This is a genomic window from Leclercia sp. Colony189, assembly GCF_009740165.1.
Classification (GTDB): Bacteria; Pseudomonadota; Gammaproteobacteria; order Enterobacterales; family Enterobacteriaceae; genus Enterobacter.
This window is the reverse complement of the sequence record NZ_CP046557.1, coordinates 1,524,509-1,538,746: the sequence shown is the minus strand read 5'-3', so window position 1 is coordinate 1,538,746 and position 14,238 is coordinate 1,524,509. Positions and strand designations below refer to the sequence as shown.

The 14,238-nt window shown below is 57.0% G+C and carries 15 protein-coding genes; 5 read left to right on the top strand and 10 right to left on the bottom strand.

What is annotated here, in order from left to right; translation table 11 throughout:
- Positions 1 to 76: 76 nt before the first annotated feature.
- Positions 77 to 1,402: a 30S ribosomal protein S12 methylthiotransferase RimO gene (gene rimO / locus GNG29_RS07225; RefSeq protein WP_156654163.1), complete on the top strand. Its 1,326-nt coding sequence runs from the start codon at positions 77 to 79 to the stop codon at positions 1,400 to 1,402.
- A gap of 51 nt (positions 1,403 to 1,453) precedes the next feature.
- On the opposite strand, the gene GNG29_RS07220 is transcribed toward rimO, so the two are convergent.
- The 7 genes from GNG29_RS07220 to GNG29_RS07190 all read right to left on the bottom strand — a co-directional run bounded on the left by GNG29_RS07220 (position 1,454) and on the right by GNG29_RS07190 (position 8,947).
- Positions 1,454 to 2,464, bottom strand: a complete 1,011-nt coding sequence (locus tag GNG29_RS07220; protein ID WP_156654162.1) for an SIS domain-containing protein — start codon at positions 2,462 to 2,464, stop codon at positions 1,454 to 1,456.
- A gap of 13 nt (positions 2,465 to 2,477) precedes the next feature.
- The gene (locus tag GNG29_RS07215) at positions 2,478 to 3,539 is read right to left on the bottom strand and encodes an SIS domain-containing protein (protein WP_156654161.1); all 1,062 of its coding nucleotides are present in this window, start codon (positions 3,537 to 3,539) and stop codon (positions 2,478 to 2,480) included.
- 12 nt (positions 3,540 to 3,551) lie between these two features.
- Positions 3,552 to 4,397 (bottom strand): PTS system mannose/fructose/sorbose family transporter subunit IID, encoded by an 846-nt coding sequence (locus GNG29_RS07210; RefSeq protein WP_103178827.1) that lies wholly within the window; start codon positions 4,395 to 4,397, stop codon positions 3,552 to 3,554.
- Entirely contained in the window at positions 4,378 to 5,154 is a 777-nt protein-coding gene (locus tag GNG29_RS07205; protein WP_156654160.1) for a PTS mannose/fructose/sorbose/N-acetylgalactosamine transporter subunit IIC, read from the bottom strand. Before GNG29_RS07205 ends, GNG29_RS07210 begins: the two co-directional genes overlap by 20 nt.
- 16 nt (positions 5,155 to 5,170) lie before the next feature.
- Entirely contained in the window at positions 5,171 to 5,641 is a 471-nt protein-coding gene (locus GNG29_RS07200; protein WP_114387589.1) for a PTS sugar transporter subunit IIB, read from the bottom strand.
- Positions 5,642 to 5,656: 15 nt separating this feature from the next.
- Positions 5,657 to 6,079, bottom strand: a complete 423-nt coding sequence (locus GNG29_RS07195; protein WP_156654159.1) for a PTS sugar transporter subunit IIA — start codon at positions 6,077 to 6,079, stop codon at positions 5,657 to 5,659.
- Between the two features lie 105 nt (positions 6,080 to 6,184).
- Entirely contained in the window at positions 6,185 to 8,947 is a 2,763-nt protein-coding gene (locus tag GNG29_RS07190; RefSeq protein ID WP_156654158.1) for a sigma 54-interacting transcriptional regulator, read from the bottom strand.
- Positions 8,948 to 9,265: 318 nt separating this feature from the next.
- Here GNG29_RS07190 and GNG29_RS07185 point away from each other — a divergent pair, with 318 nt between their 5' ends.
- Both GNG29_RS07185 and GNG29_RS23155 read left to right on the top strand, forming a co-directional pair.
- Positions 9,266 to 9,829 carry a hypothetical protein gene (locus GNG29_RS07185; protein WP_156654157.1) on the top strand — a complete coding sequence of 188 codons (564 nt, stop codon included), beginning with the start codon at positions 9,266 to 9,268 and terminating at the stop codon, positions 9,827 to 9,829.
- A gap of 80 nt (positions 9,830 to 9,909) precedes the next feature.
- Positions 9,910 to 10,083 (top strand): hypothetical protein, encoded by a 174-nt coding sequence (locus GNG29_RS23155; protein ID WP_168192009.1) that lies wholly within the window; start codon positions 9,910 to 9,912, stop codon positions 10,081 to 10,083.
- 57 nt (positions 10,084 to 10,140) lie between these two features.
- On the opposite strand, the gene GNG29_RS07180 is transcribed toward GNG29_RS23155, so the two are convergent.
- Positions 10,141 to 10,578 carry a GNAT family N-acetyltransferase gene (locus GNG29_RS07180; protein ID WP_103178821.1) on the bottom strand — a complete coding sequence of 146 codons (438 nt, stop codon included), beginning with the start codon at positions 10,576 to 10,578 and terminating at the stop codon, positions 10,141 to 10,143.
- 149 nt (positions 10,579 to 10,727) lie between these two features.
- On the opposite strand from GNG29_RS07180, the gene GNG29_RS07175 reads away from it, so the two are divergent.
- The gene (locus GNG29_RS07175) at positions 10,728 to 11,405 is read left to right on the top strand and encodes a type 1 glutamine amidotransferase domain-containing protein (RefSeq protein WP_156654156.1); all 678 of its coding nucleotides are present in this window, start codon (positions 10,728 to 10,730) and stop codon (positions 11,403 to 11,405) included.
- Positions 11,406 to 11,514: 109 nt separating this feature from the next.
- Entirely contained in the window at positions 11,515 to 12,255 is a 741-nt protein-coding gene (locus tag GNG29_RS07170; protein WP_103178819.1) for a nitroreductase family protein, read from the top strand.
- 107 nt (positions 12,256 to 12,362) lie between these two features.
- Here GNG29_RS07170 and gsiD read toward each other — a convergent pair whose 3' ends face one another.
- Positions 12,363 to 13,274 (bottom strand): glutathione ABC transporter permease GsiD, encoded by a 912-nt coding sequence (gene gsiD, locus GNG29_RS07165; protein WP_103178818.1) that lies wholly within the window; start codon positions 13,272 to 13,274, stop codon positions 12,363 to 12,365.
- Position 13,275: 1 nt separating this feature from the next.
- A complete protein-coding gene (gene gsiC / locus GNG29_RS07160) occupies positions 13,276 to 14,196 on the bottom strand; it encodes a glutathione ABC transporter permease GsiC (protein ID WP_103178817.1) in 921 nt (306 codons plus the stop codon).
- Positions 14,197 to 14,238 lie beyond the last annotated feature (42 nt).

The following is a 14,238-nucleotide window of genomic DNA, read 5'->3' as shown; positions in this document are numbered from 1 at the left end:
AGATCGCTATAAATTCGCCGCGGAAATCTGTACAATCCCTGCCCTGATAACTCCATAACTGACTACTTTTTAATCTATGAGCAATGTTACGCACCAGCCGAAAATCGGCTTCGTCTCTCTGGGCTGCCCGAAAAACCTGGTGGATTCCGAACGTATCCTGACCGAGCTTCGCACCGAAGGCTATGACGTGGTACCAAGCTACGACAACGCCGATATGGTGATCGTTAACACCTGCGGCTTTATCGACAGCGCCGTACAGGAGTCTCTGGAAGCCATCGGTGAAGCACTCACCGAAAACGGCAAGGTGATTGTCACCGGTTGCCTGGGTGCCAAAGTCGATCAGATCCGCGAAGTCCACCCTAAGGTGCTGGAAATCACCGGTCCGCACAGCTATGAGCAGGTGCTGGAACATGTGCACCACTACGTGCCAAAACCAAAGCACAACCCGTTCCTGAGCCTGGTGCCGGAACAGGGCGTGAAGCTGACCCCGCGTCACTATGCGTACTTAAAAATTTCCGAAGGTTGCAACCATCGCTGCACCTTCTGCATTATCCCGTCGATGCGTGGCGATCTGGTGAGCCGTCCGATTGGTGAAGTGCTGGCCGAAGCCAAACGTCTGGCCGATGCGGGCGTAAAAGAGCTGCTGGTGATCTCCCAGGACACCTCCGCCTACGGCGTGGACGTGAAGCACCGTGCCGGCTTCCACAACGGCGAGCCGGTGAAAACCAGCATGGTCGGCCTGTGCGAACAGCTCGCTAAGCTCGGCATCTGGACGCGTCTGCACTACGTCTACCCTTACCCGCACGTGGACGACGTGATCCCGCTGATGGCGGAAGGCAAAATCCTGCCGTATCTGGATATCCCGCTGCAGCACGCCAGCCCGCGCATCCTGAAGCTGATGAAGCGTCCTGGCTCCGTTGACCGCCAGCTGGCGCGCATCAAGCAGTGGCGTGAAATCTGTCCGGATCTGACCCTGCGCTCCACCTTTATCGTCGGCTTCCCGGGTGAAACCGAAGAAGATTTCCAGATGCTGCTCGATTTCCTGAAAGAAGCCCGTCTGGATCGCGTGGGCTGCTTCAAGTACAGCCCGGTTGAAGGCGCGACCGCCAACGAACTGGCGGATCAGGTGCCGGAAGAGATCAAAGAAGAGCGCTGGAACCGCTTCATGCAGCTGCAACAGCAGATCTCTGCTGAACGTCTGCAGGAGAAAGTGGGCCGCGAGATTCTGGTGATCATCGACGAAGTGGATGAAGAAGGCGCCATTGGCCGCAGCATGGCCGACGCCCCGGAAATCGACGGTGCGGTCTACCTGAACGGTGAAACGAAGGTGAAACCGGGCGATATCGTGCGCGTGAAGGTTGAAAATGCTGACGAATATGACCTGTGGGGCAGCCGGGTTTAATCACACAGCTGCATAGATTAAGGGGACGTCACGTCCCCTTTTTTATTGTGATTAATACTCAAACTGCCGGTAATAACGGCGGATATCCAGACTGTGGCCGGTGTAATGCTCGAAGTGGGCGGCAAGACGGTCCACCAGCAGGGTTGAGATGACGCACGGCGCCAGCAGCCAGCGGAACGCATCGTCAATGCCCGCCAGGGTGTAATCACGCGGATCAAACACCACCAGATTATCGGTAATTTTCGCCGCGAAACGTTCGACGCGGTCGTCCAGCGCCCGGCATTTGCCCTCGCCTTTGACCAGGAACAGCGGCACCTCTTTCTCCAGCAGCTCCAGCGTGCCGTGGAAAAACTCCGCAGACGAAACCGATTTGGTACGCTTCCACTGCATCTCCTCCAGAATACACATCGAGAAGAGATAGACTTCGCCCCACATCTCCGCGCCGCCAATCCACATCATATAATCGGCGGTATGGTATTTTTGCGCGATGGCATCCGCCTGTGGATCAAATTGCTTTTTGGCATTAAGGAGATTCTCAGGTAACAGCTCCAGCTGGCTGGCAAAGCGGTCGTAATCCACGAATTCCCCGTTACGATGCAGTAAGCGGAAAAATACCCAGTAGAGCAGCATATATTCATATTCCACGCCGTTCTTGTGCCGCATCGGAATATGCCAGGTGGCGGCATTCGCCAGCGGTGAGTCGCTGTTTTTGGTGATCGCCACCACGCGGATCCCCTGCGCCTTGCACCATTCGGCAATCGCCACCGACTCTTTGGTATCCCCCGATTTCGAGAGGGTAATCACCACGGAATCTTTATTTAAGCGTTTATGTCCGGCATGAATTAATTCTGCCGCCTGTTCAAGGTAAACCGGTATTTCGGTTAATTCCCGGGCGAAGGCGTTAATGGCCATCATCGGCGCCAGCGATCCCCCTACCGAGGAGAAAAATAGCGTGCTGAAGCCCTGCTGATAAATATCGTCGGCGACCTGTTCCGCCTGTTTACGCGCAGCAACAATCTCACGAGCACTGGTCAGGTACTCGTCCTGATTAAAACCTAACATAGTTGTTCTCCTGCTATATTTTGCTTTTTAAAACCCGATCGAAGTCATCGAAGATACGCACCGAGAGATCGATGCCTTTGGCGCAGGCGGTACGCCAGGCCAGAATTTGCATGGGGACAATCAACAGCAGCGGCGAGAGCAGATGCGGCAGGCCGCAGTTCAGCGCCAGGGTATTTTCCTGCTCCTCGCCCGTCAGCGTCACCAGAAACGTCTGTTTAACCGCCGGGGCCATATAGTCCCTGAGCGCCCGCAGGCGTGGGTTTGGTGCATCCTCAATAAAGAACATCACATGCTCTGCGTTGGCCTCCAGATAGGGGCCATGCATGTAGGCTTCCAGCTCAAATCCGCCGGACGGCACCCGCACCGTTTCGGTGAACTTGGTTTCGAACTCCTTCGCCACCCCGGTCAGGGCCCCTTCGCCGATGGCAACAAAGCGTGTGCCCTCCCGAAGAGTGTGCTGATGGTGCGCGAAAAACGTCTCCGTGCGGGCGATGGTGTCGGGGATCGCCGTTGCAAGCTGGTGCAGCGCCTTCAGGTAGTCCTGTGCTTCCCGTTCATCAATCTGCTGTTGCGCCTGGGCAAGCGTGAGCGCAACCAGCAGCAGATTGAGCACCGTGGCGCTAAAGCCGCGGGTCACAAACCCCACCTTCTCGATCCCGGTATGGATATCCAGCACACGATCGCAGCGGCGGCCTATCGGGCTATCCGGGTCTGACGTCAGGGCGAACACCGGCAGCCCGGCGGCCTGCACTTTTTCCATCGCCGCCAGCGTCGAGGCGCTTTTTCCGCTCTGGGAGACCACCAGCACCATGTCGGTGTGCGGGTCGATGGCTTCATAATGCACAAAGTTGTACGGCTCCTTGATTTCCACCAGCAGGCCGAAGCGGTGTTCAAAGAAGTAGCGCGCGCACATCGCCGCATTGAGCGACGATCCGGTCGCCAGCACCAGCAGACGGCGTACCGGGTGCTGACGGGCAAAGGCCTCCAGCGATTCGAGATGAGCCGGATAGTGCCGGAGAATATTCTCCAGCGCCGCAGGCTGCTCCTCGATATAGGTCATCATTGTTGGTTGCATCGTTTTCTCCGCTTAAAACAGACCGATCCACGAACCCAGAATGCCCACCAGCGCCATGCCGCCGATGATGGTGAGCGGTTTTACCTTACGCCCCAGCAGCCAGTAGACAATGCCGAAGCTGATAAGGGGCAGCAGACAAGGCATGATGTTGTCGATGATCCCCTGGACCTCGGTTTTCGCCTCTCCCGCGCCGAAGGAGACAGGGATAGTGATGTTGATCATCGAGGCGGCCATCGCCCCCACCACCATCAGCCCGATAATCGACGCCCCGTAGGTAAGGCTCTCCATCATCCCGCTCTTCTGCACCCGATGGAGCACCCCGGTGCCCAGCACGTATCCCCAGCGGGTAAAAAGCCAGCGCACCAGAATGTGCGGCACGTTAAACACCAGCAGGAACAGGATTGGCCCCAGGATGTTGCCCTGCAGCGCCAGGCTGGTGCCGATCCCGGTGGCGATCAGGCGCAGCGTCCCCCAGAAGAAGGAGTCCCCCAGCCCGGCCAGCGGCCCCATCAGCGACGCCTTCACGTTGTCGATTGCCGTGCCGTCCATCTCGTTTTGCTGGCTGTTTTTCTCCTCCATCGCGGTGGTGATGCCCAGCAGCAGCGTGACGATATGCGGCGTGGTGTTGAAGAACACCAGGTGGCGTTTTAGTGCCGCCGCCAGCGCGGCCTTTTGCGGATAGAGCTTTTTCAGCACCGGGATCAGGGCATAGACGAAGGCAAGGTTCATCTGCCGCTCATAGTTCCAGGAAAACTCCATCTGGAACGACCGCCAGAACACCCGGCGCAGATCGCGGGCGTTAATCGCGTTCTCATCCTGCGTCTCGGGCAGGGTCTCTTCAGAAATCTTCGTCGTCATCAGCGACTCCTTGATCGGTCGTTGTACGGGGAGCGTTAGGGGCGGTCATATTGACCATCACCACCGCCACAATGGCACCGAGAATGGCGATACCGGTGACGGGTATTTTCAGGTACGCCATCAGGGCAAAGCCGAGGAAGAAGAACGGGGCCACTTTTTTGTTGATCAACAGCCGGGCGAGCATGGCAAAGCCCAGCGCCGGAATGATCCCCGTCGCCACGCTTAACCCGTGCTTAATAAATTCCGGGATGGCATCCAGCAATGATTTCACCGCGCTGCTGCCCACCAGGAATGACACCGTCACCACCGCCGCCAGCATTAGCGACAGACCAAACCCGGCGATAAGGTGCATCCGCTCGATACCGCCGGTATCCGCCTGTTCGGCATAGCTGTCGGCCTTCTGGCTGAGCATGGGGATAAACATGCCGAGATAGACGTTTTTCAGCACCAGCGTCAGGGTGGCGATTGGCAGGCCGAGCAGCAGCGCCGTTTCCGTTCCCGCCCCGGAGGTGATGGCGAATGCCACGCCGAGCACCCCGCCGGTGACCACGTCCGGCGGGATCGACGCTCCCACCGAAAACGAGCCGATAAACGCCAGCTCGAGCGTCGCGCCCATCACCACCCCCGTCTGCACATCGCCCAGCACCAGCCCGGTTAACAGGCCGGTGACAATGGGCCGGGAGAGCAGCGAGGTGCCGAGGGCATATTCAGACTGGGCGATAAACGCCACCAGTCCGAGTAAAAGTGCCTCTACCATAGTGAGTCCTCATGAATTACAGCGTTTCCGCTAATAACTGCTTGCGATCGTTCGGCACCTGGCGTATTTCGACTTCAATACCGTTGCCGACCAGTTGAGTAAGTTTTTCTATTTCGTCCGGCAGCAAATTAATGGCCTTAGAGATATTGCGCGCCCCCTCTTTCGCTTTAACGCCGCCAAGATTAATGCTTTTAATACCGTCCACCGCCGAAGCTAAACGCCAGGCATCGTCTACGGACTCCACAACGATAAAAAGATGATATTTATCGGTGACGCCGCTTTTAATGGCTTCAATGGAGTCGTTGATATTTTTAATCACCAGCTTCACCGCAGGCGGTTTTGCCAGCTTGATGGTCGTTTTACGTAATTCATCATTGGGCACACTGTCGTTGGCAATTAATATGCAATCCGCCCCGACATACTGGGTCCAGGAAAAGGCGACCTGTCCGTGTAATAATCGGTGGTCAACGCGTAATAACGTAATCATTATTCTTCCTCTCGATCAGAAGTCTTTATCCGCCTGCAGCGCACTGGCAATAGACTGGTTGCAATACTGAATACTCTCTCTGGAACTGAATAACGCTTCGTGAATTAATTTCTCGCTATCCTGCTCATCCGCTGAAATCAGCAAGCCGATCACCAACGGGAGATTGAGGCCTGCGATCAAATGAAAATTTGGCCGGTGCAAAAAGCGGATAAATTCGTTGTTGACGCTACCGGCAAAAATATCGGTGATCGCAATCACCTCATCCTCTTCGGGCAGGCTGGCGAGTAAGGTTTCTACCTGCTCGGTTAAATCGCGGTTCTCGTCGACGTAGGCGCAGAGCGTATGGATGTCCTGCTGCTTGCCGAGGATCAGCTCAACCGAATCGAGTAACCCGCGGGCAAAGGTGCCGTGACTGGCAAAAATGTAATGTCGTTTCATCCTGTCCTCGAAAGCTCATTCCACTGTGCAGCGATGTGCTAAACAGAGAGTGCAACCCACGTGCCAGAAAAAGTGGCGCGTGGGAGGAGAGAAGGATGGGAGGGTTTAAAACTCTTGATCTGCCTGAATAAATTCCGTATCCAGGGTCAGAATATTGTGGATATAACAGAGCTCGACGACGGGGATTTTGACACTATAACTGCTCTCAATGACACTAAAGGCCTGGCGCAGCAGCGCCAGCTCGCTTTCAGGACACTGTTGTCCGGCATAGGTGGAAGGTGACGCGTTGCGGATGAGCCGCTCGATCAGACAGCTAATGTGCACATAGAGCGCCACCTTGCGTTCGTTTGGTACCTGGTAGCCAGCCAGATGCTCATAGCGAAAGACAAACTGCTCCACCTGGTTAATCACTTTGGTGGTATCCAGAATGGTGACCGACTCAATCACCCGCCGCAGGGAGAAGTTCTTCAGCAGCAGATTGTTAATCTCGTCCACCTGCTCCTGGGTGGCAATGTCACCAAAGATGCGCATCAGCGGTCGCGTCCCCTCCCCGGCAATCAGCGAATCCAGCGAGATCCACGGCACAGCGGGCACCTGTGGATCGAAGGTGCCGACAATCGCCAGTATGTCGTAGCGGTTGAAGGCCACCGTCCGCTCCTGGGGGTCGCTGAGCATCTCGTAATCGCAGGCGATTACCTCTATCCCCAGCGCCTCCGGGATGCTGGCCTTCAGCAGATGACAGAGATTGGCCGCCGCGCCGATTCCGGTGATGCAGGTGGTGAGGATCACCCGGGGTTTACTGGCCTGCGGCCAGAAGATCTGGTGCTCCACCGGTAAATCCGCGCCAACCTCCTGAGCAATCGCTTCAATGTGGTGCCCTTGCAGGATCCGCTCTCCGACATAGAGCGCCATGCTGGTGGAGACGTTATTCACAATCGCCACCGGGGTCGAGAGGCGACGCTGAAAGTGGCTATGGATAGCATTAAGCGACCCCATATCCACCAGGATCATCAGCCCAGACGTCACGGCGTTACTTTCGATGTAGTGCATGACCTGCTGGGCAATCGCCTCCGGCGTAACGTCGAGGGGCATGTCGAAGGATTCAAAAACGGTCTGTTTCAGTAAGCGATTCGCCACGTTAGCAATACTGCTGGCGGTGGCGTAGCCGTGGGCCAGGATCACCGCCCGCGTCACCTGGGATTGACTTACCGCCCCGGCTTTATGCAGCCACAGCACCAGCAGCAGGGCATCGATGCGCTGGGCGTCGATATCGAGTTTTTGCGTCAGGGCGGCGATCATCGCCTGGCAAAAACGGTACAGCTGGGGGTACTTTTGCGCCAGGAAATCATCCAGCAGACGGACACGCTCCTGGCTCAGGGCCGAGAGCCCCCCATGGGCGCGATGCACAAGATAGTGGCTCAGGGCGTAGATCCCATTGCCGTTAAACTGCACGTTAAACTGCTGCTCCAGGCGGTAAAACGCCTCCCGCACCTGCTGGGTGGTGAGCTGCAACAGTGGCGAGGCGGTAGTCTCGCGATGATGGAACACCAGCCTGTCGAACAGGGTTTCGATCTCTTCCCCCATCCGCCGGTGCACATCCTCCCAGTCTGACCGACCGGCGATCACCTCTTCGTACAGAGCCAGCACCTGACACTGGGTATCATGGATCAACCCCTGGGTCCGGTCGTGGGCGCGGAGCAGCCACAGCAGGTTGGTCTGCGGCGCTATCGTCAGCGGCTCTTCCACCACGGGCGCATCGCTCAGCGTCGGGATGGCAGCCAGCACCTTCTCCGGCAGATCCTGAAGGGTAACGCTAATTGTCTCCTGCCCCCGCTGCCTGGCCCATGCCGCGGCGACCGCATACTTAACCACGTTTTTCAGCTCGCCCACGTTACCGCGATAAAGGACGTGGAGAAGCACCTGGCGCAGTCGGGGCGTAAGAGTCAGGGGAACATCCAGCTTCTTCGCTTCCCGCCAGAAGAACTGAAGGATCAACGCCTCTTTTTCCTGGCGGGAACGCGCGTTAAGGTCGGGCAGCGTGACCAGAATGGGGATACGCCGCAGGAAGGTGGTTAAGAAGGTGCTGTGCAGATCCTCGGTAGTGGCAAAGACCAGCCGGGTGGTGATGGGACGACCCTGGGCGGTTTCCCCCACCCGGTAGATCTCCTTGCGATCGAGCCAGGTAAAGAGTTTCTCCTGGCCTTCGGCATTCAGGCGATGCACTTCGTCGAGAAACAGCATTCCGCCGTCGGCGGCCTCAAAGGCCCCCTGCCTGTCGGTCTGCGCGCCGGTAAAAGCCCCTTTCACATAGCCAAACAGGTTTGCCGCCAGCAGCTCCGGGTTGCTGGCGTACTGGGCGCAGTTGAAGCTGACAAAGGGTGCATCATCCGCCAGTAACCCCTGCGAGATGGCGTAGGCATGCATCAGGTTCGCCATATAGCTTTTGCCGGTGCCGCTCTCCCCGGTGATCAGCAGCGGCAGACCACCATCGGGGTAAAAGAGCGCCGTTTTCAGCTGGGCAATGGCCTTCTTCAGGCTGCCATCATGACCGATCAGCAGCGAAAAGTGATCCGGGGGCGCCTGTTCACTGGTGCCGTCGTTAAGCAGCTGCGCAATGCTGTCGTATTCGTTACCTGACAGAGGGGAGAACTGCTGGCTGAAGGCTTTCTTGTGCAGGAAGTAGACCGGCCGGGTATTGATTTTAACCAGCTCGCCCTGCGCTACCAGCTGGTTCAGATAGTGGCTGGCGGTGTTGCGTTTGAGATCAAACCGCTCTGCCAGATAGCTGGCGGTAAAGACCTCACTCAGGTTTTGCGGGTCAAAAAAATCGGTCTGGTTGGCCAAAAAGCTCAGGATTTCATTACGCATGGCTTATCCCACAACTGGAGTGTCATGGGGATATGATGCCCGCAAATGCGCGGGCGGAGGGAACGCGACGGCGGGTTATGTGCGCTTTTGTGGAGGAGTGCACAGAATGCCAGCGGGGGGAACAATGCCCAGGCCGGGTAGATTTACATCTTTTCTGAAGGCGCCTCGCAGGATTGAATTCTGCGCTATTTCCCTGCTTTAACCGTGCCTGTTTGCGGCGTAGGGTGTTTGTACGCCAATAACATTAAACCGAATCGGGTTATGACCGTTTTCCCTCACGACAACGTGAGAAGATGACAGCTAAGGAAGGCTGATGAAATGCGCAATTTATCGCTCCAGGAAATACACGAGCAGTGCCTTAACACTACCCAAAAAATCATACAGGGTTTCGGTTGGGGCAGCATTGTAGTCAGCGCGTTAAGTCAAACAGACAAAAATTATCTTCATAAAGAGAGCGATAACGCTGTTCTCAACTGGCGATGGGGGATGGAGCATTATCATGGAAGCGCCAACGATGACGGCATTTTAGATATCAGCCTAAAAAGTACGAAGGCTAACGATCCCGGCGCCCTGCATGCAGCGATAATTTGCAAATATGATGCTCGCCGGGAAGAGTTCGCCATTTGTATGCTGGAAAATCTGATAACTGATGAACACGCCGCACTTACAGGCAACGTCTTTATCATTGCACTGGTCTATTCGACAATATTTTGCAGCATGATGGAACTTGAGGATGTGGTCATAGAAAATCCATTGGAGGAGATAAAACCACGATATCGAGCATATGGGTTCTCACAAGTTTTTTACGCACCCAATAAAATGTCTTCTTCAGTAGCAGATATTCAGGCAATGATTCGACGTAAAGTGATGAGTATGACCTGACATAAAAATGGACTGTTTGTCAGGCAAAGACGACCGCTGTAAACTCAGATGCAATGGTCAAAAACTAACCGGGAGAGGTTATGATCAAGCAAAACAAAAAAATTGATTCCACCAAAGCGATGGCTGCGGCCCAACGCGCCGCAGACTTCTGGGCAACGATTGACGGCAACAAACTTGCACAAGTAGGCCAGCGTGAAAAAGAGAGGGATCTCGTGGGTCCAACAAAGAAGGCTGAATACGTCAAATTAGGCTAAGGGATTTCCTCTCATTCCAGCCCTCTCTCTAAAGAGAGGGGCTGACTATGCACCGAGTTAGATCGTAATCCGGTAGCGAACGTAATCATCCACCGTGGCCAGCTTGTCATAGAGCGCCCGGGCCGGATTGCCCTCCCGGGTCACCCAGTAGACCTTCGACCACCCCTTATTCCGGGCCTCAGCAATAATGGCTTCGATCAGCGCCCTGCCCGCCCCTTTGCCGCGCGCCGCGTCATCCACAAACAGATCTTCCAGATAACACAGCGGCTGGGTTACCCAGGTGCCTTCATGCAGCACGCAGATGGCAAAACCCACTACACCCTGTTCCGTTTCTGCCAGTCGGCAAAACAGTCCCGAATCCGGGGATAATACCCGGCGCCAGGTCGCCAGCGTCACCGCCTCATCCAGCGCGGTGCCGTAAAAATCGAGATAGCCTTGCCACAGCGCTAACCATGCTGCGTAATCTTCCGCTTTCGCTTCACGCACCTTAATCATTGATGTGATCCTTGATGTGTCTGATATCTCCCGATGATAACAAGGATTGTCTGGAAGCTGCCGTAATCATTCTGAAACAGCCCTCCCTCCGGGGATGGCTTCGCTGAACCAGGCTACCTTTATAGCTATCCACATCACCGGAGAAAACAATGAAAGTCTTAATGGTTCTCACCTCTCACAGTGAACTGGGCAATACCGGCAAGAAAACCGGCTTCTGGCTGGAGGAGTTTGCCGCCCCCTATTACGTCTTCAAAGACGCAGGTGCCGAGGTGGTGCTGGCTTCCCCGGCGGGCGGCCAGCCGCCACTGGATCCCAAAAGTGATTCCGCCGATTTTCAGACCGAACTGACCCGGCGCTTCAAAGCCGATCCGGCGGCCCAGCGCGAGCTCGCCAATACCCTGAAGCTCGACAGCGTGCGTCAGGACGATTTTGATGCCGTCTTCTATCCGGGCGGCCACGGCCCGCTGTGGGATCTGGCGGAATCCCAAACCTCCATCTCCCTGATTGAAGCCTTCACCCGCGCGGGTAAACTCACCGGCTTCGTCTGCCATGCTCCGGGCGTTCTGCGCCATGTGAAGGCCGCCTCTGGCGAGCCGCTGGTCAAGGGCCGTCAGGTGACCGGTTTTACCAACGGTGAAGAGGCCGACGTGGAACTGACCAACGTGGTGCCTTTCCTGGTGGAAGATGAGTTGAGCGCGCTGGGTGCGCACTACCAGAAAGGCCCGAACTGGGGCTCGTATATTGTCGAAGATGGCAAACTGATCACCGGGCAGAACCCGGCAAGCTCCGAAGAGACGGCCAAAGCGCTGGTTGCTGCGCTGCGCTAACTCCCCACCCGGCCGCTGGCCGGGCTTTTCGCCTGCGTGAACCGCAAAGAGTGTTAAATGCAAAACAGTTTCAGGCTGTTAAGATTTTGCGCTTCACACGGGAGAACGCATGAACACCATTATTGACCTGTTTAACGACCATAAAAGCGAGCGCAGCTTTACCGATCAAGCCATCGATGACACCACGCTCGAACGCATTATCAGCACTGCTTACCGTGCTCCTACCTCCGTCCATTCCCAGCAGGTGTCGGTTATTGTCACGCGCGATGCCGAAAAGCGGGCGCAAATTTCACAGATCGCCGGCGGCCAGCCGTGGATTGCCAAAGCCCCGGTGTTTATCACCTTTGTGCTGGATATGTACAAAACCGAGGTTGGCATGAAGCTGGCGGGTAACGAGCAGGTGGCGCACCAGAGTATCGAGAGCCTGGTGGCAGGCGCGACCGACGTGGGCATTGCCCTGGGCTCGGTGATGGCGGCGGCCCGTTCTGAAGGGCTGGGGATTGTGCCGATTGGCGGGATCCGTCTGAAGCCGCAAGAGCTGATTGAACTGCTTGAGCTACCGGAACACACCTTCCCGGTCGCGGGCGTGGTGATTGGTCATGTCGATGTGCCATCCCATCACAAACCGCGTCTGCCGCTGGAGACCTTCCGCCACGACGAAGCCTATGTCACCGAGGGGCTGGAAGCGAAAATCACCCGCTACAATCAGCAGATGACCGAACACTGGCAGGCGATTAACCGTACCGACGGCGAAACCTGGAGTGAAAGCGTGAGCGGTTATTACCAGCACATTTACTTCCCGGACGTACTGCCAGCCCTGATTAAGCAGGGCTTCGGCGTCGACAAGTAATCTCTGCCCTTGCCCGGCGGCGCTGCGCTTGCGCGGGCCTACGGGTTAAATGCCGTTTGTAGGCCGGGTAAGCGTCAGCGCCACCCGGCATAAATGCGAGCACCCGATCACCCCTTAATGCGCGGGTCCAGCGCGTCCCGCAGTCCATCACCCAACAGATTAAACGCCAGCACGGTGAGGAAGATCGCCATGCTCGGGAACAGCGCCACGTGCGGAGCAATCACCATATCGGCCCGCGCCTCGTTAAGCATTGCGCCCCATTCCGGGGTGGGCGGCTGGGCGCCTAAGCCGAGGAACGACAGGCTGGCGGCGGAGATAATCGACACCCCAATACGCATGGTGAAATAGACCACGATGGAGGAGACGGTGCCCGGCAGGATGTGATTAAACAGAATCGTGGTGTCGCTGGCGCCGATACTGCGCGCCGACTCGATAAAGGTCTGCTGTTTCAATACAAGGGTATTGCCGCGCACCAGACGGGCGAAGGCCGGAATGGAGAAGATCGCCACGGCGATAATCACGTTAGCCATGCCGTTGCCCATCACCGCCACCACCGCAATCGCCAGCAGAATGCCGGGGAAGGCAAAGAGCACGTCGCAGATGCGCATGATAATCCGGTCCCACCAGCCCTCATAGTAGCCCGCCAGCAGCCCCAGTACGGTGCCGATAGCCGCGCCAATCAGCACCGCAAACACCCCCGCCGCCAGCGAAATCTGCGCCCCCATCAGCACCCGGCTGAAGATATCACGCCCCAGCGAGTCCACGCCGAACCAGTGCATCATTGATGGCCCCTCGTTCAGACGGTCGTAATCGAAATAGTTCTCCGCATCGAACGGGACGATCCACGGTGCCAGTATCGCCACCAGGATCAGCATCAGCACGAACAGCCCGGCGGCGATCGCCACCGGCTGCTTGCGAAAACGTCGCCAGAATTCATGCCACGGGGTGCGGATCTGATCCGGTTTGAGCCCCGGCATCGCCTTTAACATGGCCTGCCGGCGCCAGTTTAACAGTCGCATCTTACTTATACCTGATAGCCGGATTAATGGCGGCATACAGGACATCCACCACTAAGTTGATAAGAATAAACTCCAGCGAAAAGAGCAGCACTTCCGCCTGGATCACCGGGTAGTCGCGCATGTCGACAGAATCGACCAACAGGCGCCCAAGCCCCGGCCAGTTGAAGACCTTTTCCACCACGATGGAGCCGCCGAGCAGAAAACCGAACTGTAGCCCCATCATGGTGACCACCGGGATCATCGCATTGCGCAGGCCGTGCTTGAGGATCACCCACCTCTCGCTCACCCCCTTCGCCCGGGCGGTGCGCATATAGTCTTCATTCAGCACATCCACGAACGAGGCGCGGGTGAAGCGGGCCATCACTGCCGCCACCGCCGCGCCCAGCGTCAGCGAAGGCAGGATGTAGTGCCGCCAGCTGTCCGCACCCACGGTGGGCAGCCAGCCCAGCTCCACGGAAAAGATCTGCATCAGCAGCATCCCCAGCGCAAAGGCCGGGAAGGAGATGCCGGTCACCGCCAGCGCCATACCCAGCCGGTCCGGCCAGCGGTTACGCCACACGGCTGCCACAATCCCGGCCATCAGGCCAAACAGCACCGCCCAGGCCATGCTGGCGAGGGTCAGCCAGAAGGTGGGCATAAAGCGGCTGGCGATCTCCGCGGAAACGGGCCGACGGGAGACCATCGAGGTACCAAAATCCCCCTGCAGGACGTTGGTGATGTAGTGCCAGAACTGCCGGTAAAGCGGCTGATCCAGCCCCAGTTGCTTACGCACCAGCTCAATGACCGTGGCATCCGCTTCCGGACCGGCAATCAGCCGCGCCGGATCGCCTGGCAGCAGATGCACAAATAAAAAGACCAGCACCGCGACAATCAGCAGCGTCGGGATCAGGCCAAGCAGGCGTTTAATCACATAATTCAGCATGCACATTCCTCTCATCCCGCAGGGGCATGCCTGCGGGAATGA